14 protein-coding genes are annotated in these 18,304 nt (G+C 67.4%); 1 reads left to right on the top strand and 13 read right to left on the bottom strand.

Annotated features, from left to right (window positions below; all coding sequences use genetic code 11):
• Positions 1-62: 62 nt before the first annotated feature.
• From ACFVMC_RS05410 to glf, 11 genes are all read right to left on the bottom strand, one after another.
• A complete protein-coding gene (locus ACFVMC_RS05410; RefSeq protein WP_379207082.1) occupies positions 63-1,001 on the bottom strand; it encodes a cutinase family protein in 939 nt (312 codons plus the stop codon).
• 41 nt (positions 1,002-1,042) lie between these two features.
• A complete protein-coding gene (locus ACFVMC_RS05415) occupies positions 1,043-1,567 on the bottom strand; it encodes a DUF732 domain-containing protein (RefSeq protein WP_379207084.1) in 525 nt (174 codons plus the stop codon).
• 111 nt (positions 1,568-1,678) lie between these two features.
• A complete protein-coding gene (locus tag ACFVMC_RS05420) occupies positions 1,679-3,502 on the bottom strand; it encodes an alpha/beta hydrolase-fold protein (protein WP_379207842.1) in 1,824 nt (607 codons plus the stop codon).
• A gap of 700 nt (positions 3,503-4,202) precedes the next feature.
• Positions 4,203-5,237: an alpha/beta hydrolase gene (locus ACFVMC_RS05425; protein ID WP_379207086.1), complete on the bottom strand. Its 1,035-nt coding sequence runs from the start codon at positions 5,235-5,237 to the stop codon at positions 4,203-4,205.
• A gap of 279 nt (positions 5,238-5,516) precedes the next feature.
• Positions 5,517-6,584, bottom strand: a complete 1,068-nt coding sequence (locus tag ACFVMC_RS05430; RefSeq protein WP_379207088.1) for an alpha/beta hydrolase — start codon at positions 6,582-6,584, stop codon at positions 5,517-5,519.
• A 200-nt stretch (positions 6,585-6,784) separates the two neighbouring features.
• Positions 6,785-7,837: an alpha/beta hydrolase gene (locus ACFVMC_RS05435; protein WP_379207089.1), complete on the bottom strand. Its 1,053-nt coding sequence runs from the start codon at positions 7,835-7,837 to the stop codon at positions 6,785-6,787.
• A gap of 206 nt (positions 7,838-8,043) precedes the next feature.
• Positions 8,044-10,011, bottom strand: coding sequence for a flagellar motor control protein ZomB (zomB, locus tag ACFVMC_RS05440; protein ID WP_379207091.1), 1,968 nt, complete (start codon positions 10,009-10,011; stop codon positions 8,044-8,046).
• On the bottom strand, positions 9,989-10,921 hold the full coding sequence (locus tag ACFVMC_RS05445; protein ID WP_379207093.1) for a decaprenyl-phosphate phosphoribosyltransferase: 933 nt from the start codon (positions 10,919-10,921) through the stop codon (positions 9,989-9,991). Before ACFVMC_RS05445 ends, zomB begins: the two co-directional genes overlap by 23 nt.
• Before the next feature lies 1 nt (position 10,922).
• The gene (locus ACFVMC_RS05450) at positions 10,923-11,435 is read right to left on the bottom strand and encodes a phosphatase PAP2 family protein (protein WP_379207844.1); all 513 of its coding nucleotides are present in this window, start codon (positions 11,433-11,435) and stop codon (positions 10,923-10,925) included.
• A 107-nt stretch (positions 11,436-11,542) separates the two neighbouring features.
• Entirely contained in the window at positions 11,543-13,477 is a 1,935-nt protein-coding gene (locus ACFVMC_RS05455) for a glycosyltransferase (protein ID WP_379207095.1), read from the bottom strand.
• Entirely contained in the window at positions 13,474-14,697 is a 1,224-nt protein-coding gene (gene glf, locus ACFVMC_RS05460) for a UDP-galactopyranose mutase (protein ID WP_379207097.1), read from the bottom strand. Before glf ends, ACFVMC_RS05455 begins: the two co-directional genes overlap by 4 nt.
• Positions 14,698-14,933: 236 nt before the next feature.
• Here glf and ACFVMC_RS05465 point away from each other — a divergent pair, with 236 nt between their 5' ends.
• Positions 14,934-16,121, top strand: coding sequence for a hypothetical protein (locus ACFVMC_RS05465; protein ID WP_379207098.1), 1,188 nt, complete (start codon positions 14,934-14,936; stop codon positions 16,119-16,121).
• Positions 16,122-16,714: 593 nt separating this feature from the next.
• Here the strand turns inward: ACFVMC_RS05465 and ACFVMC_RS05470 are convergent.
• Positions 16,715-17,449, bottom strand: a complete 735-nt coding sequence (locus tag ACFVMC_RS05470; RefSeq protein WP_379207100.1) for a hypothetical protein — start codon at positions 17,447-17,449, stop codon at positions 16,715-16,717.
• Between the two features lie 52 nt (positions 17,450-17,501).
• Positions 17,502-18,221, bottom strand: a complete 720-nt coding sequence (locus ACFVMC_RS05475) for a hypothetical protein (protein WP_379207102.1) — start codon at positions 18,219-18,221, stop codon at positions 17,502-17,504.
• Positions 18,222-18,304: the final 83 nt, after the last annotated feature.

Consider the following 18,304-nt stretch of genomic DNA (forward strand, 5'->3'; position numbering starts at 1 on the left):
ACAGCAGCCCGGAGCCGGACACCACAGCCAACGGCCCTGGACTGTGCATATTCACCATTGCCTCATGAGTGCGGCGGGTGCGGTGCATTGTTCACCAGCTCGGTCGCCCAGCCCACGGTCCACTGCGTGGCGGTGGCTCCGCTCGCCGGGTCGACCACGTACCCGTTGTAGAGGCTGTGGATCGGATTGCCCGCGGCCCGGATCAGCGTGAGCACGCTCGGAATGAAGTTCACCGGGCTCAACGCCTGCTTGGGCGAATCGCAGATCATGTCGCCGGGCGCGCAGATGGTGAAGGTGCGGTCGGCGACCTTGCCGAATCCGGGCCGGGCGCCGGTCATGGTGATACCGGGCACTTTCAGGCCCTTCAGGGTGACCTCCGCGCCGACGCCGGGCGGCGCGGTGCCGATCAAGGTCGCTTGACCCGGCCCCGGTTCACGGCGGCCGTCGGCGATCAGCATGACGCCGAGCACCCGATCGGCGGCCACCGGCCCTTGGTCCGCGCCGATCCGAGCCGCGACATCACCGGCGATCACCGCGCCCTGCGAGAACCCCGCCAGCACATAGCTGGTCAGCGGGCACTCCTTGGCGCGACCCACCATGAAGTCCAGGGTGCGCTGCTCGCCCTCGGCACGGCTGAGGTTGTAGGAGCTCTGCCCATCCGGCGGGAAGGCCACCGGATTGGAGAACTGCGCGACATAGGGGACGGTGTAGACGTCCAGCCGGCTGCCCGGGAACTGCTGCTGCATCGGCTGAGAGACGTTGAGCATCAGCGAGATCGGGTTCGCCGTCGGGTTGTACGGGTCGTCGCCGCTATTGGATTCCCAGGTGCCCGGAATCGAAATGAACTGCACGTCCGGGCAGCTCTCGGGTTGTGAAGTCGGCGGTTCCTCCGGGCCCGGCGTGGGGCCCGGCGGCTTCCACCACCCGGCGGCGATCGACCAGATCAACACGACGATCGCCACCAGGAACGCGACGGCGGCGAGGAATATCAAGCAGCCCACCGGTCGACGAGACCGGCGGGTGCTCGACCCTCGACGCGCGCTCACTGGCAGTACGACGACTTAGCCGCGCTGATGTACTTCTTGCCCGCGTCCTCGACCGACATCTTGCTCGAATCGAAGGACGGGTCGGACCCGGCCATCGCGTTCACGAAGGTGGTCAGGTCGGCCTCGCTGGCGCCGGCGTTCACGCCCTGGCACACATAGGTGCCGATGCTGAGCGCGATATCCGGGCTGGACGGCACCACACCCTGGGACTCGAGCGCGGCCAGGAACTTCTTGTCCTGCTCGGTCAGCTTCGAGGTGTCGGCGGGGGTGTCCTGGGTGGGCACCGGCTGCGGACGCTCCAGATCCTCGGTCGGCGCGGCGGGCGCTTCGCTCGCCGTCTCCGAGCTCTCCGGCGCGGCGGGCGCGGCCGCCGTGGACGACGAGGTGGCTGCCGCCGAAGCGGACGTGGTCAGCGTGGGGCTGCTGGACGCGGTCGAGTCATTGCCGCCGCACGCGGCGAGCAGGCCGGAGGCGGCGATGGCCACGGCGACGCCGAGAACCTTTCCACTGGTCCGATGCATGTATTCGTATCCTCGATCTGTTCGCTGGGGCTGCGGGTCGCCAACCAGGCTAGCGGGCGATCCCGAGGGCCGCCCGAATAGATCGGGCGACCCTGGCTCGTTTACCCCTACTCACAGACCCTGAATCTCGACCTTCCCGTTCTTGACGACGATCCGGCCGAATTGGAAGTTCTGCTGCACACCGCCGGGAATCTCGACCTCGTCGCCGGTCGGGAAGCCGAGTCGACCGTTCTCGAAACCGACTGTGCGCCACGCCTCGTAAATCGGACCGTTGCGCACCGCCCAGGCACCCGAGAGCGGACTCCAGTAGATGGCGCCGCCCTCGAACCGGCTGTAGCGGCCGAGATCCTTCAACGGCTGCTCGTCAGCCGCGGGGAAACCGAGCCAGCCGTTCTCGTAGGTCATCTGCTTGTACTTCTCCAGGATCTGACCCTGCACCCGGAAGACACCGGTCTTCGGGCTGTAGTAGATCGGGCCGCCTTCGAAGGCCTGCACCGCGCCGTCACGATTGGGCGTCTTCTCCTCGAACGCGAGCGGGTAACCGGCCGGGCCGGTTTCGAAGCCCTGCTCGGACCACTTCTGGAAGATCGCGCCGCGCACCATCTGCGCGCCGGTCTGCGGCGTCCAGTAGATCGAGCCGCGCTCGAAATCCTGGACCCGGCCACGGCCGTCCGGCAGGCCGCGCTCACCGCTGATCGGGAGACCGAGCGGACCCGCAGGGCCGTTCGCCGCCTGGTAGCCACCACCGATCATGCCGCCCACGGCGTGCGCTCCGCCCGCCGCCGAATGGTAGGCGCGGCCGGTCACGAAATCCTGTGCGGTGCCACCGGGCACCTGGTATTCGGTGGTGGTGCAATGCCCCAGCCACCCGGCGTGCCGCACCAGCTCGGCCAGCGCGCCCGCGGGCGCGCATTCGATCTCGGTGTTGTCCACACCGAGTGCCGCCGCGGCCTGCGGCCAGGACTGGCGCAGCTCGAAATCCCAGTACGGCCACGTATGCGTGCCGGAGGCACGGTAATTCACCTGCGCCGGGATCTGCAGCTTGCCCAGCTTGCTGACGAAGTTCTGGGAGGTCAAGCGGGACAGGATCTCCAGACCCATACCCGCGTAATTGGTGCTCACGCCGGGAATGTCGGGCGAGGCCTGATCGAACGGGCCGGTGCTGCCCGAACCGCTCGAAATGTAGAGGCTGGTGCCCTTCAGCTTCTCCGCCAGCGTGTACGGATCGTGGTTGTCCCATTCGTCGCTGGTCGGCGGACCCCACATGGCATTGGCGTCGAATCCGCCCGCGTCGCGCAGCGCGTACATGATCGCCTGCGGCATACCGAGGGTGGTGGTGGTCAGGAATCCGGAGTAGGACGCGGCGTACTTCGCGAAACCCGGATTGCGCCCGGCCAGGAACATGGCCGCGGTGCCGCCCATGGACAGACCGGCCAGGCCGCGCGCATCGCTGGCACGCCAGCCGCTTTCGAGAACCGGCGGCAGCTCCTTGGTCAGGAAGGTCTCCCACTTGTAGTTCTTGCCGTTGTTCGGCGCCACCCAGTCGGAGTAGAAACTGGACTGACCGCCGACCGGCAGCACCACCATGACGTTCTTGTCGGCGAAGAACTCCTCCGCGTTGGCATCCTTGGTCCAGCCGCTCTCGTCATCGGTGGCGCGCAATCCGTCCAGCAGGTACAGGGTGGGGAACTTGGCCTCGCGCCGGGTGTTCCAGTCCCGGGGCAGCAGCAGCTGCACCTGGATCGGCGTGGCCATGGCCGCGGATTCGATCCACAGGGCGACGCGCCGGTCACCGAGCCAGATCGTCTTCTGCACGCGCGGGTCACGGGGTGTCTCCGCGGCGGCGGGCTGCGGTGCGGGAGCAGGCGCCACCGCGGGCGCGGCAGGCGCCTCGGGGGCGACGGCCGCGGGCGCGGGCGCCGGAAGCGCGGGCATGGTGGGCCCGTACAGCGGAGCCTGCGCGGGAGTCGGCGTGAGAGCGGGTATCAGATGAGACGGCGCCGGCGCCCCGGGCGCCGCTTCGGGCGCGAGTGCGGGCGCGGCCTCCGGGCTATGCGCGAACTCCGGCGCGGCGGCGGGGCCGGACGCGGGCGGGGGCTCGGGGGCGGGCGCAGTCTCCGGCGCTGGTTGCGGCTCGGGGGCTGGCGCGGGTGCGGCTTCTGGCGCGGCCGCGGGCGCAGGGGCTGATTCAGGCGCGGCTTCCGGCGGGGCCGCGGGCGCGGGGACCGGTTCAGGAGTGCGCGCGGGCTCAGGGGTGGGCGCGGGCTCCGGTGCCGGATTCGGCGGCGCGGGTTCCGGATTCGGGGCCAGCGCCGGTGCCGCCGGGGGCGGCGCGGGTTCGAGCACAATGGGTTCGGCCAGCGCGGCCGGTGCGATCCCGGCGGCCAGCGGTAGCACCAGCGCCGTCGCGATCAGTGCCAGACGACCGCGTCCGGCACGCGTCTCACGTCGACCGATTCGCCTCCATCTACCGCCGCTCTCAGCCCCAGTCATAGGTGTTTTGTACCCCGGTCCAGGTCGAGAACCCGGTAGGACGCGCTGATAGCCGAAAGGTATATCCAGTTGTGCACACCCGTAAACCAGCGACGCCGCCGCTTCCGTGAGGAAGCGACGGCGTCAGAGGTCTATCCGGTGATCACCAGGCGCCGGTGGCGTCCAGGATCCCCTTGCGGGAGTTGAACAGCTGTCCCTCCCAGTACTTCCAGGAGTGCGTGCCGCTGGCCGGGAAGTCGAAGAACGCCGGAATGCTCAGCGTCTTCAGCCGGGCCTGGAACGCGCGGGTGTTCACCAGCGACAGGGCCTCCAGGGCCATGGCGTTACCGGTGTTGAACAGGCCGACCGGCGAATTCGGCCGATCGAACTGGCCGGGCAGACCGGACGCCGCCGAGATGTACATCGGCAGGCCCTTCAGCTGCGGCGCGAACACGAACGGGTCCATGCGCAGCCAGGCCGGGCTCCACGGAGCAGCCATGGAGTCGACGTTGAAGCGGCCCGCGTCCAGCATGGCGATGCGGATGGCCTCACGCATGCCCGGCGCGGAGATGTTCAGGTAGCCGGAGTAGGACGCGGCGTACTTGAACTGGTCGCGATGGTAGGCGGCCAGGGCCAGGGCGGCGGAACCACCCATGGACAGACCGGCGATCGCGTTGTTGGTCTTGGAGACGCCGTAGTTCGCGAGGAAGTTCGGCAGTTCCTTGGATAGGAACGTCTCCCACTTGTAGGTGGTCTTCTGGCCGTTGGTGTTCGACGGCGAGACCCAGTCGGCGTAGAAGCTGGACTGGCCGCCGACCGGCATCACCAGGGTGATGTTGTCGTTCTTGAACTGCTCCATCGCGTTGGTCTCGAACGACCAGGCGTTGCGGTCGTCGCGAGCGCGCAGACCGTCGAGCAGGTACAGCGCGGCGCTGCCGCCGCGCGAGGCCCACTGGACCTGCACCTTGATCGGGCCCATGGCCGAGGGGACCATCAGTTCTTCGTATCCGCCCGCGGGCGCGCGCAACACCGGAGCGGTGATGGGCGCGGCAACAGCGGTCGGAGCGGCCACACCAGCGGCGATCGGCAGCGCCAGCGTGGCGGCACCGACGGCCAGAATTCGATTACGCCAACCGCGAGGTTCGCTTCGCCGGCCCGGCTGAGTACTCTTCGGCGCGGCGGCCCTGCCGAAACGCATGAATTCTGCTCTCTTTCTGCTGTTGTGGCATCACACGAGACGCACGCCACATTCGAGCCGGATCCCGACCTTCCGGCACTACGGCGGCGCTACAACGATCTGGTCACACACCGCGCTCAGTCGAGCACAATCTGTGATCGTGCGGTGACGATACCGCGTCGGCCGCGTGATGTCGTCCCCTGGGGCGGATTTTGTTTAACCCAGCCGCATTTCGCAAACAAAGCGAACCGTCCGGCACTCGCGTGCCGGACGGTGCTATCCGATCTTGCTATAGCGGCGTCAGCCGATATTCGCCGAGAGATCCGGCGCCATCCGCGCCGCCTCCTCGATCCAGTTGTGCCAGTTGTGGATTCCAGCGGCCGGGAAGGAATACACCACGTTCCCGCCGCCCAGCGTGTCCATCCGGACCTGGAAGGCCCGCGTGTTCGCCAGCGCCAGCCCCTCCAGCGGCATCCCCTGGATGACGTCCATCGCGGAGCGGATATCGCCGTCCATCGGCGAACCGCTGCCCGCAGCGATCCAGAGCCGGGTGCCGTTCTGAACCAGGTTGGGCGCGAACACGAACGGGTCCATGCGCAGCCAGTTCGGGCCCCACGGTGGTGCCATCGAATCGACGTTGTAGCCGCCCGCGTCGATCATCCCGATCCGGATCGCCTCGCGCATACCGGGCGCGGAGATATTCAGGAAGCCCGACATCGAACCGGCGAAGCTGAATTGATCCGGGTGATAGGCGGCCAGGGTCAATGCGGCACTGCCGCCCATCGACAGGCCGAACACGCCATTGCGATTCGGATTGAATCCCAGACGTTCGCTCAGCGCGTTGCGCAGATCCCTGGTCAGGAAGGTTTCCCAGTCGTAGCGATAGCTCTTGCCGGGCCCGGCGGAAAGTACGTTCAGGCCACCGGAACCCGAACTCAGACCGGCATCGGGCGCGGCGCCGAAGAACGAGCTCGGCGCGTTCCAGTCGGCATAGAAGCTGGACATGCCGCCGACCGGCATGACCACGTTGATATTCCAATCGGCGAGCATCGCCGGAACGCCGGTTTCGATTTCCCAGCCGCTCAGAGTTTCCGGGGCGCGCATACCGTCGAGGGCGTAGACCACCCGATGGGTATTGCCGTCGCGGGCGCGCAGCACGCGGGATTTGATCGGGCCCATGATGGGCGAGTCCACCCAGAAATCGAAGGCCGCCGGGTCGAAGCCGGCCCGCGCCGCGGGCGCCTGAACGGTCGCGGCCGCGCCCAGCGGGAACAGCAGTGCGGCGACAACGGCCAGCACCACGGGTTCGAGTCGCCCACCCCAGGTTGCTGAACTGCGCGGCCTTCTTATCCAGCGGGCAATACGCATTCGCCTCGACCTCTCATTTCAGACGATCAGCCAGCAAATCTGAGGTACCGCAGCCTTGAATGACTACATGTTGCTGGAAGTTGACCCCCGCGACAAGCACCGCGCGGGGGTAACCCTGCGATTCGTTACGAGAGGCGTCCGAAATGCGAAAACCGCCCGATGCGCGAACGCACCGGGCGGTTTTCGAAAGCCGGGTCGGGTCAGCCGATGTGGGCCGACATGTCCGGAATCATGCGGTTGGCCTCGGCCTCCCAGTTCGCCCAGTTGTGGATACCGGCGGCCGGGAAGCTGTAGGTGACGTTCTGGTAGCCCAGCGTCGCCATCCGCACCTGGAAGGCGCGGGTGTTCACCAGCGCCAGCGCTTCCAGCGGCATGCCCTGGATGACATCCATCGGCGAGTTGATGTCGCCGGCCTGCGGCAGCGCACTACCCGCGGCCACCCACAGGCGGGTGTTGTTGGCCTTGAGCTGCGGTGCGAACACGAACGGGTCCATCCGCAGCCACTGCGGGCCCCACGGCGGCGCCATCGCGTCGATGTTGTAGCCACCGGCGCTGATCATCGCGACGCGCATCGCTTCGCGCATCCCCGGCGCGGAGATGTTGAGGTAACCGGAGAACGAACCGGCGTAGTTGAACTGGTCCGCGTGGTAAGCGGCCAGGGTCAGCGCCGCGGAACCGCCCATGGACAGACCGAAGATGCCGTTGTTGACCGGGCTGAAGCCCAGGCGATCACGCAGCGCGTTCTTCAGGTTCTGGGTGAGGAAGGTTTCCCACTTGTAGGTGTTGACCTTGCCGAGGGTCTCCTGCCAGCCCGAAGAGCCGGTCATCGAGGAACCCGAGGAGGAACCGGACGGGCCGGAACCGGTGGGGATGCCCAGGAAGGTGCTCGGGCCGATCCAGTCGGCGTAGAAGCTGGACGGGCCGCCGACCGGCATGACCACATTGATGTTGGCGTTGGCCAGGGCGGCCGGGATGTTGGTCTCGATCTCCCAGCCGTTGAGGTCGCCGCGGGCCCGCTGGCCGTCCAGCACGTAGACCACACGGTTGGTGTTGCCGTCGGCGGCCCGGATGATGCGGGACTTGATCGGGCCCATGCTGGAATCGACCCAGAAGTCGAACGCTGCCGGGTTGAAGGCGGCCTGGGCGGGCACAGCGGCGCCGATCGAGGCCCCGAGCGGCAGCACCGCCGCCAGAGACACCAGCACCGACTTCTTCAGCCACGCACCGGCTCTCCCGACTCTGAGAGGTCGCATATCTATTCGGGGCCTTTCCCTCATCGCGACCGGTCCGGCCGCCTTCGACGATCAGCCCCGCCGGAATCTGCCCACGCAGAGTGGACGCCCCCGACGGGCGCACTTTCACCGAGCGTATCGCTCCATCGATGCCCCGGCGTTATCAAAACGATATGAGTGAGGCGCATGCCACGTTTACCGACGGCTGTGATCTGCGCCCACTCGGCCTAGCGCGGCGGATCCGGATACGGATTCACCAGCCCACAACGCTCGATCTCGTACTTCGGCACCCGGTCGATCCGGTACTTGGCGAAGGTCAGCGAGTGCAGCAGGTTGTGCTTGAACCGCTCGAAGGTGAACGGATCCCGGTACGAGACGAGCAGCGCCTCGGTGGCCGGGCAGGACATGGCGGTGCGGGCCTGAGCGACCCACCTCTGATCCAGATACCACGGCATCCACGGCTTCACATCGACCATGCCCGCCTCGACGATGACCCAGTCCGGGTACAGGCTCTTGTCGTGCCCGATCCGTCCGTCGACCAGCCGGTCCGTGTGCGCCGCCAGCGGATAGGCCAGGCCCATCGGATCGATGACACGCACGTCCAGCGGGACATTCATGCTCGTCATGCCCAGGTTCAAGAAGTACACCGAATGCCCGTAACCGCCCTCGGGAATCGGCAGCGGCGGCGGCGCGACGTACCAGAACCGGAACGACGGCGAGTTCAGCAGCACACCGCCGTTGGGGGTGGCGGCGATGTCGTCGACCATGGCCCGGATGCGCGGGTAGTCGAGATAGTCCTCGGCGCGGATCGGGTGGTCGTGGCCGGTGTTGAGCACGTAGTAGATGCGCTCGTCGACGATGCCGGAGGCCCGGATCGTGGTGCCGGACTTGATCGCGGTGGTACCGGCGGCGAACAGCGCCCAGCCCATCGTGCCGATCCAGGCGAGGCCGATCACGGCCAGCGCCCAGTTCGGGCGGTCACCGCGCGCGGGCAGCCGGACCGGGACGACGGCCACCGGCAGCAGCAGCAGGAACAGCTGCGGCAGCAGCATGCGCCCGTGCATGAAGTCGCCGCCGACGCGCAGCGCGTACACGGTGAGCAGCAGCCCCGCGGCCAGCACCATCGCGACCACCGCGCCCGGCGAGCGCAGCCACTCGCGGACCCGGCGCACCGTCAGCCGTTCCCGCACACCGGGTTCGCGCCGCGCCCGGCCCGCGAGAACCCCGGCGACCAGCAGCACCAGCAGCGGAATGTAGAGGTGGTAGGGCCCGGCGAAATCCCAGAGGTAGGTGAAGCCCTGGCCCCATTTCGCGCCGCCCGCGTCCTTGGCGACGGCGGTGTTCGGGTAGGGCAGGCCGTAGTAGCCCATCCGCCAGATCTGGTAGCCCAGCGGCACCAGGCCGGCGACGGCGACGATCAGGCCGCGCACGAGGAACGGCCGCACCCGCGATTCGGGCATCGGCGCCAGGAAGATCATCAGCAGGGCGAGCGCCCCGACCAGCGTCATCTCCGGGCGGATCAGCGGCGCCAGCCCGGCCAGGAAGACCAGGCCGAACAGCGCGGACAGCCGGACCCGGCGCGCCTGCGCCCAGCGCATCATCATCCACCAGAGCAGGCCGATCCAGCAGATGACCAGGCCGCTCTCCAGGCCGGAGGTGGCATAGTCCCGCGCGGGCGGCAGCGCGACATAGACCAGCACACCCGCGGGCAGCAGCAGCGCGCCGGTGTTGACCCGCCCCGTCGGCTTCGCCTGCTGCCATCCCCCGGTCGAACCGCCCCACAGCCGCGCCGAACCGACCATCGCGAAGACCACGGCCAGCACCGACATCGTCAGCGCGATACCGAGCACCACGTACTCCAGGCGCGCCTGGGTCAGCCAGCTGAAGAACCAGACCAGGTAGGTCCAGGCGGTGCTGGTGTTGGCTTCGACGCGTTCGCCCGCGTTGAACACCGGTCCGTTGCCCGCCAGCAGGTTGCGGATGGTGCGCAGCACGATCAGGCCGTCGTCGGCGATCCAGCGCCGATTCCAGCCGCCGACCGCGAAAAGCACGGTGGTGAGCACGATCCCACCGACGAGGATGCCGCGAGAGAGTACCGCGAACCGCGAGGCGGAGCGCTCGTCACGCTCCGCCTCGTCCTCGATCCCGTCTACTTCCTCGATCACTTTCTCGTCAGGTGAGATAGACAGCGACACCTACCGCTCCGATCAAAGCGATTGCCAGGAGCTGGAGGACCCGGTCCCCCAGCGCGATCTCTTCAGGCTCACCGGCCGCGCCGCCGTCGACGTCGACCGCGTAACGCAGGACCGCGATGGTGAACGGCACCATCGAAATCGCATACCAGATGGTCTCGTTCTTCTCGCCCTGCTGGAACGCCCACAGACCGTAGAAGATCACCAGCGCGGTCGCCGACAACGTCCAGACGAAACGCAGATAGGTCGGGGTGTAGTACTCCAGCGACTTGCGGATCTTCGCGCCGGTACCCAGCGCGATCTGGAGTTCGGCGTACCGCTTGCCCGCCGCCATGAACAGCGAACCGAACGCCATGACCAGCAGGAACCACTGCGACAGATCGATATTCGCGGCCGCGCCGCCGGCCACCGCGCGCAGCAGGAAGCCGGAGGACACGATGCAGATGTCGAGCACAGCCTGATGCTTGAGCCCGAAGCAGTAGGCCAGCTGGATGCCGATGTACACCGACATCACCACGGCCAGATGCCAGGACGCCAGGAACGAACCCAGGATCGAGCCGATCAGCAGCACCAGCGCCAGCGCGTAGGCCAGATTCACCGGCACCACGCCGGCCGCGATCGGGCGGTACCGCTTGGTCGGGTGCGCGCGGTCGGCCTCGACATCCATCGAGTCGTTGACCAGATAGATGCCCGAGGCCGCCATGCAGAACACGACGAACGCGATCGCGACATGGCCGAGCACGCCCGCGTCGCCGACCACCTCGGGGCCCGCGGCCAGCGGCGCGGCCAGCACCAGCACGTTCTTCACCCACTGGCGCGGGCGCACTGCCTTGATCAGGCCGCCCGCCAAGGTCTTCGGGGGACCCTTGACTACACCTTCGGCTAGATCGGTGCCGGTCGGCTCTTCACTCATCTCAGTCTTTTCCTGTGCGGTGGTCACGACTATCGAGTCTCTTTTCGGCGGCAAGCACTACAGCGGCGGACGCGGCGCCCAGCGCGGAACCGGCGAGCACATCGGAGGGATAGTGCACTCCGAGCACCACTCGGGAGAGCAACATCGGCGGCACGAGCACCGCAGGCAAGGGTAGCCCGGTCAGTCTGCCGAGCAACACCGCAGCCGCCGTGGTGGATGTCGCGTGCGAGGACGGGAAGCTCAACTTGCTCGGCGTCGACACGTTGACCTGCACCGCAGGGCTGTTCGGGCGCGGGCGGCGCACAATCCGCTTGATCACGATCGACGCGGCGTGCGCCCCGACCGCACCGACCGCGACACCGGCCCACTGCCTGCGGCGCGGCTTGTCGACCAGCCAGCCGGCGGCCGCGATACCGACCCAGCCCAGCGCGTGCTCACCGAAGTGCGACATGCCGCGCGCCGCGGACACGACGGCCGGGTGGGTGCCGATGGTCGTCTGCACGGTGTTGATGATGCCGACCTCGAGCGGTACCTCGAGGTACTCGCCGTCCGCGCAGGCGCAGTCACCGCCGCAGCCCTCCTCGGCCAACTCCAGTTCGGGCAGTTCGGGGTTGATCGCGTTCACTTCTTCTCGGTTCCGTTCTGGCTCAGGCCGAAGGTCTGCTCCCACGCGGCTGTGCTGGTGAGTTCGGAGTGCGCGGCGCGATAGCGCCGCTGCATCTCCGGGAAACGCGCGGCTAGTTCCTTGCGCAGGCGCATGGCCTCCTTGAGTAGCGCCGCCGCCTTGCGCGGATCACGCTTGCGGTACACCACGCCACGGCCGTCGGCGGTTGTCACGGTGACGCCGTCGACCTGGGAGAGCAGGAACCAGCGCGCGTCCAGCGTCGGTACGTTGAGCTGCGGTGTCTCGTGGGCGGCCGGGTCGGCCCGGCGGAAGTTGTGCACCACGCCCTTGGCCAGGCGAGCCACCTTGGCGACCGGGTTGCCCGGTTCGCCGGTCGCGCCGACACCGTGCCGGTTGGCCAGCGGCAGCTCCGTCGACGACGGCAGCACGACGGCGTCCGGGTAGTCCTTGCGCATCGCGTGGATCTTGCCCAGCGCGCTCGGCAGCAGATCGAACAGGCCTTCCGGACCGGCCAGGAAATCGCGGATCGCCTGATTCTGGATGGCGACCGTCGAGTACTCCAGGCACAGCAGATGTTTGAGGGTGGCCTTGACCGTGTTCACGATCATCGGCTTGCCGTCGCCCGGCAGGTGCAGCGAGGCCACCACCAGGCGGTTGCGCAGGTGGAAGTAGGCCTGCCAGTCGATCGCGTCGTCCTTGTCGCTCCAGGCCATGTGCCACACGGCGGCGCCCGGCAGGGTGACCGTCGGATAGCCGTGATCCCGTGCGCGCAAACCGTATTCGACGTCGTCCCACTTCAGGAACAGCGGCAGCGGCTGACCCAGCTCCTGTGCCACCCGGCGCGGAATGACGCAGGTCCACCAGCCGTTGAAATCGACGTCGATGCGCCGGTGCAGCAGCTTGGAGTTGTCGCGATCCTTGAGCGGGTACTTCGAGAAGTCGTGGTCGTACTCGACATTCGGCGCCGAGGACCACATGAAGACGCCGCGATCGACGACCTCGCCCATGGAGTGCAGGTGCGAACGCTCCTGGAGGTTCAGCATCTGCCCGCCGACCAGCAGCGGCGACTTGGCGAACCGGGAGAACGCCAGCGCGCGCAGGATCGAATCGGGTTCGATCTCGATATCGTCGTCCATGTAGACGATGTATTCGGCGTCGGAGTACTTCAGCGCCTCGTACATGACCCGGCTGTAACCGCCGGAGCCACCGAGATTGGGCTGATCGCGGATGACCAGCCGGTCACCCAGCACGGCGGCGGCCTCGGTGAACCCGGGCTCGTCGACCACCTTGCGATTGCCCTGATCCGCCACGATGACCGCGTCGACATGCTCGAGCACCAGCGGATCCGAACCCAGCGCGGCCAGCGTCTGCACCAGATCCGTCGGCCGGTTGAAGGTCGGCATGCCGCAGGCGATGGTGCCCGATCCCGGGGCCGGGATCGGCGCGTACCAGCCGCCGGACAGCAGCGTGACCGCCGTGTCGGTGGTGATGTCGAACCAGAGCCAGCCGCCGTCCTCGAACGGGCCCAGATCGGCCTCGAATTCGACGGTGGTGCGCTCGGTGCCCGGTGCGACGGCGAACTCGTTGCCCTGCACATGAATTCGCGAACCATCGGCCTTGGAGCGATACAGGTCGACCCGGCCGTGCCCGGCCAGCTCCAGCCGCAGCACCACCGAGTTCAGTACGCTCCAGCGCCGCCAGTAGCTGGCCGGCAGCGCGTTGAAGTAGGTGCAGAACGACACCTCGGACTCCGCGCCGATGGACAGCTCGGTGCGGGTGGAGGCGTGCGCGCGGCGCGCGTTGGTCGCCGATTCCTCCAGGTAGAGGGTGCGCACATCGAGCGGCTCACCCGGGCGCGGCAAGATGATGCGTTGCAGCAGCGAGATAGCGCGGGTCTCGGTCATTTCGTCCACCATCGCGGGCGAGCTCATGCGTTGTCCGTATCGACGAGCGGGGCGCCGGATTCCAGGTGCGGGCGCAGGACATTGTCGAACATGTTCAGCGCGGAACCGATCGCCATGTGCATGTCCAGGTACTGGTAGGTGCCCAGGCGACCACCGAAAAGCACCTTCGCCGAAGCAGTTTCGGCCTTGGCGCGTTCGCGGTAGGCGAGCAGCTTGGCGCGGTCCTCGGGGGTGTTGATCGGGTAGTACGGTTCGTCGCCGGTCTGCGCGAAACGCGAGAACTCGCGCATGATCACCGTCTTGTCCTGCGGGTAATCACGTTCCGGGTGGAAGTGACGCGGCTCGATGATGCGGGTGAACGGCACGTCCGCGTCGTTGTAATTCATCACCGAGGTGCCTTGGTAGTCACCGGTTTCCAGCACTTCGGTCTCGAAATCGATGGTGCGCCAGCCCAGCTCGCCCTCGGTGTAGTCGAAGTAGCGGTCCAGCGGGCCGGTGTAGACGACCGGGGCGTCCGGGTTCTGGGCGCGCAGTTCGTCGCGCACGTCGAACCAGTCGGTGTTGACCCGCACCTCGATCAGATCCGAGGCGGCCATGTTCTCCAGCCACTTCGTGTAGCCCTGCTTCGGCAGGCCCTCGTAGGTGTCGTTGAAGTAGCGGTTGTCGAAGGTGTAGCGCACCGGCAGCCGGGTGATATTGCCCGCGGGCAGTTCCTTCGGGTCGGTCTGCCACTGCTTGGCCGTGTAGTCGCGGATGAACGCCTCGTAGAGCGGGCGGCCGATCAGCGAGATGGCCTTTTCCTCGAGGTTCTGCGCGTCCTTGGTCTCGATTTCCGAGGACTGCTCGGCGATCAGCTTCCGGGCCTCGTCCGGGGTGAAGTAGCGGCCGAAGAACTGCGAGATCAGGCCCAAGCCCATCGGGAACTGGAAGGCCTGGCCCTTGTGCATCGCGAATACGCGGTGGTTGTAGTTCGTGAATTCGGTGAACTGGGTGACGTAGTCCCAGACCCGCTTGTTCGAGGTGTGGAACAGGTGCGCACCGTAGACGTGCACTTCGATCCCGGTTTCCGGTTCCGGCTCCGAATAGGCGTTACCGCCCAGGTGATGCCGACGGTCGAGGACCAGCACGCGTTTGCCGAGCTGGGTGGCTGCGCGTTCGGCGATGGTCAGGCCGAAGAAGCCCGAACCGACGACGATGAGGTCGAATGCGGAATTTGCGGAGGTACCGGGGGACGATGCGACGGTCACGGGAGCCCACAGTATCGGACGCGGCGCGGGCGAGTCGGCGGAGGCGGTAGCGCGGCCACCGCCTCCGAGTACCGCGATTATTCGCGGTCCGGGTAGCTCCGGATTTCTCGGTGTCGCAATCGGAATTTCAATCGGTGTTAGCCGAAACGGGGACATGGCGGCTACCGAGCCGCTATTACATACGGACCGAACTGAACGTTCGTCCAGTTCTAGACCGTTTGTCACGGAGTTCGCCCATGCGGATCACTCGCCTAATCGCCTTGCTACTCGGCGCCCTCGCCCTGGTCAGCGTGCTCGTCGTCCCCGCCCGGGCCGAAACCGACGACACACTGGCCGCCATCCTGGTCAGCGACGGCTGCGGTGCGCCTACCTTCGACGCCGTCGTCACCGCCGCCGCCACCGCACTGCGCGGACAGGTGCCCGCCGGCCAACTGGCCGGATTCGATCAGCAGGTCGGTGAATTCCGGCAGCGGATCGCCGCGATCCGGGTGCACCGCGACGGACTGCCCGTCGATCCCGCGCTGGTCGGCGCGCGGCCCGAATTCCTGGACGATCCGATCGTCACCTACCTGGTCAACGGGCTGGATGCGGTGCGTACCGGACGGATTCATCAGACGATGTCGGTTTCGCAGCTCACCGTGAACGACGCCATCGAGGTCTTCGTCCTCGCCACCCGCATCGTGAAGATCCCGGCACAACTCGCCGCCAGCATGGTGCCCTCGGTCGGCATCCTGTTGAAACCGATCGTCGGCGCGCTGTTCAACGGCGTGAAATCGCTGACCCGGGCCGTGCAGGACCACCTCGCAACCCAGTGCGCCGCACCGAATGCCTACGCGCCACTCGAGCTCGGTGCGCCCGCCCTCGAGCGGGTGGAGCTACCCGCGCCAGTGATCGATCTGGCCAACTCGCTGGTCAACGCCGACGAATCCTGCACTCCCGTGGCCGAACTCACCACCCGCGAGGTCATCGAACGCACCCGCACCTACCTGGCCGCCACCGACCTGCCGTTGGACCGTGCCGCCATGCACGCCGGCGCCGACAGCCTCCAGGCCATCCTCGCCGAGAACCGCGTCACCGAACTGCTCCTGCTGCGCCGCACGGAGGAACTCGGCCCCCTGGTCTCCGCCGCCGACTACGGCCCGCTCACCTTCCTCACCAACCTCGGCTTCAGCCTCTACGAAGGCAAGGCCCTCAACACCGTGCCGCTCGCCGACATCCAGGTGGAAAACGCCTTCGACCTGGCCCTGCTGGCCCTGGACGTGACCAGCCTGCTTCTCACCCTGGGCAACACGGCCCTCGGCTTCACCGGCGTGGCCACCACCGTCACCACCCCCCTCTCCATCGTCCAAACCCTCGCCTTCGCCCCCACCACCTACGGCGCTCCCATCCTGCGCGGCGTGTTCCAATCCATGTGCGCCGCCTAGGTTCCTCACCGGCTTCAAACCTCGCCGGACACCAGCGACCCCCCAACCCGATCAGACCAAACAGCGTCGCACTTGTGCAGGTACGGTCACGGAACGGCATGCGACCTCTCGAATTCACCTGCCGCACCACGAACACCCAATTCGCCCGTCCGAATCCCAGCAGTTCACAGCCCTGCTCGCGACCTCACCTGTGCGATCGGGCGAGCGGTGTCACACGAAGGTCTGTGAACCAACATGCAGGTGTGTGAGGCAAACGGCTCAGCAACACAACGACATCGGCAGCTACAGGTAGAGACCCGACCAGCCCAGCGCAGCAGGCAGGCGAAGCGGGCATTGAACAGGTGCCATGACATCGGCTGCCACACGCAGGCCCCGGGAACATCCACCCGGCGCTCTGGGCTGCGCGCGAAGGCAACAGGCTGGGCACTCGGTTCAGGTTCGCGCGGGTAGATCGTCGACTGGTGCAACGAATGTAGTTGCAGGACAGGGTTATCCGGGATTGGGCTGGATATTCGGGGTGGTTGGGACGGCACGATCGAAGATCGTGGGCGCAGCCGAGGTGACCTCGGCGGACCGGAGGTAGTCGCGGCAGGTTACTTGATTGGATCGGGTGCGCTGGATGGCGCTGGCGGGGTGGGGCGGCCCGGGACTTGACCCGGGCTCGCCGGGTGAGCACTCGGATCGGGCCGGCCGAACACGGTCGGCTGGGCACTCGGGTCGAAGGGGTTCGGCGCCGCGGGCTGAGCGGCAGGCTCCAGTTGGCTGAATGAACCAGGCTGCCCAGCCGCCGCAGGCTGACCGTACTGGCCGGGTGCCGCGGGCTGGCCGTACGGAGTGGGCTGGGCGTAGGGGTTCGGCTGGGCGAAACCGGCGGGTTGGCCGTAGGCGGGTTGGCCGTAGAGGGGTGGGGTGTTGGGGTGGGGGGCTTGGAGCCAGCGGACGGTGGATTGGGTGAGGGCGCAGCCGAAGACCGTTCCGGTGAGGAGGATGGCGAGAATCGAGACGACGAGTCCGACGGCGAAGATCGAGAGGACACTGAGGGCGAGGTAGACGCCGGAGACGCCGAGCAGGACGACTCGACCCACCGGTTTACGCATGAATATCAGCGTGGAGCCGGCGAGCCAGATCGCGGCGATGGCGAAGAAGACGACCATCGAGCCGAGCTTGGCGAGGCCGATCACTTCGAGTCCACCCCTGGTCAGCCCCAGGATCGGGCCGACCAGGTTGAATACACCGATAATCCCGCCCAGCCCGGCGGCCGTCATCGCCGTCGCACCGCTGACGGGTTGCGGATAGCCGTAACCGCCTGGGCTGTATGGGTAATTCATCGCTCTCCCCCCGATATCGGCGTGATCCCGCTGCGCCGGACGCGGTGGAAGCTCAGTACCGCGGCGGGTACTGCTGCTGACCGTACGGGTTGGCCGGGGGCGCCACCGGCTGGCCGTAGGGGGCCTGCCCGTAGGCGGGCTGCCCCGGGGCGGGCTGACCGTAGGCAGGCTGACCGTACGGGCTGGCGGGCTGGCCGTACGCGGCCTGGCCGTAGGCGGGCGGCATGCCGGGCTGGAAGCGGCCGGGGGCGGTCGCGAGCCAGCGTGAGGTGGGGGTGGCCAGGCACAGGCCGATGATGAGCAGAGCGACCAAGAGGCCGATCCAGCTGGTGGCCGAGGCGACGCCGTACTGCGCGGCATTGATCCCGCCGACCAGATTGAGCAGGGCGCCGATACCCGCGACGATGAGCAGGATCACCCGGCCGGCCTGCTTGCGCATCAGCAGCATGATGCCGCCGAGTGCCCACAGGGCAGTGATGATCAGACTCACGATGGCCATGAAGTACAGGAACCCGGTGTCCGGCTTGGAACTACCGCCGTACTTGCTGAGGCTCTTGTACGCGTCCTCCAAATCGCTGATCGCGGCGAACATCATGATCGCGCCGATGAGCGCGAGCAGGGCGAGCAGCAGGGCCAATCCACCGGCCGCCTTGGCGGTTCCGCCGCTCTCGTGCTGCCCCGGATAGCCGCCCGGCGCGCCGTAGGGCGCGGGCTGCTGCGGATACGGCTGCTGCGGAAAGCCGCCGGGCTGCGGTCCGTACGGGTAATTCATCAGGTCCTCCCCTGTGGCGCGGTGTCCCCGCGAACCCTACCGGCCGCCTCCGACGATCCGCACAGCGAATAGGCGCAACGAAT

The organism is Nocardia sp. NPDC127579 (genome assembly GCF_042672005.1).
Lineage (GTDB): Bacteria > Actinomycetota > Actinomycetes > Mycobacteriales > Mycobacteriaceae > Nocardia.